Genomic DNA, 798 nt, shown 5'->3' on the forward strand with positions numbered 1-798 from the left:
AAAAATAAGTTTATATGCATGATTATAGTCTGTTATCTTAAATCTGTTTATCCATTCTCTTTTAAGTAATGAATGGAAAGATTCAATACATGCATTATCCCATGGATACGCTTTCTTTGAGTAACTTAGTGTCATTCCTGATGTTGCATCTGCATAATTTTTAGCTGTATATTGTCTGCCACGATCTGAATGCAGAATTAATGGCTTGCTAACATTTCTTACTTTTTTAGCCTTATTGACAGCTTCTACAACCCATTTTGTTTCAAGGGTATCACTTAACACCCAGGATATTATTTTTCTTGAATATAAGTCCATTATACTTGTTAAATACACAAATCCCTCATATGTCCAAATATATGTAATATCTGTACACCATACTGCATCTGGAAAATCTGGGTTAAACTGCTCATCAAGTATATTTTTATATTCTTCGCTGAAATCTGAATCTATAGTTGTTATGGTATAAGGCTTAATCCATTGTGCCTTTAACCCCATTTCACGCATATAATTACCTACTGTCTTTTCACTTATTGTTTCACCTTCTTCTTTCAGTTTCTTTGCTATTTTGGGAGCACCATAATTTTGGTGTGATTCATCATAAATATCACATATCTTATCTTTTATTTTGTTTTTTCGTTGCTCCCTATTACTTGGAATCCTGTTTTTCCAAGTATTATATCAACTTCTAGAGACGCCTAAGTGTCTCAGCACACCGCTAACATTAAGCCGGCGTCCACCTTGTTCCCTCATATTTCTGTCTTTATTTGCAGTTTCAAGGTATATAGCTTCTGTTAGTTT

Annotated in this window: 1 pseudogene; it reads right to left on the minus strand. The window is 33.2% G+C overall.

Annotation, left to right across the window (positions count from 1 at the left end):
- Positions 1 to 666: pseudogene (locus DWZ63_RS01805) on the minus strand (IS3 family transposase); the annotation flags it as partial.
- Positions 667 to 798: the final 132 nt, after the last annotated feature.

It is taken from the genome of Clostridium sp. AF34-13 (assembly GCF_003477845.1).
Lineage (GTDB): Bacteria > Bacillota > Clostridia > Lachnospirales > Lachnospiraceae > Butyribacter > Butyribacter intestini.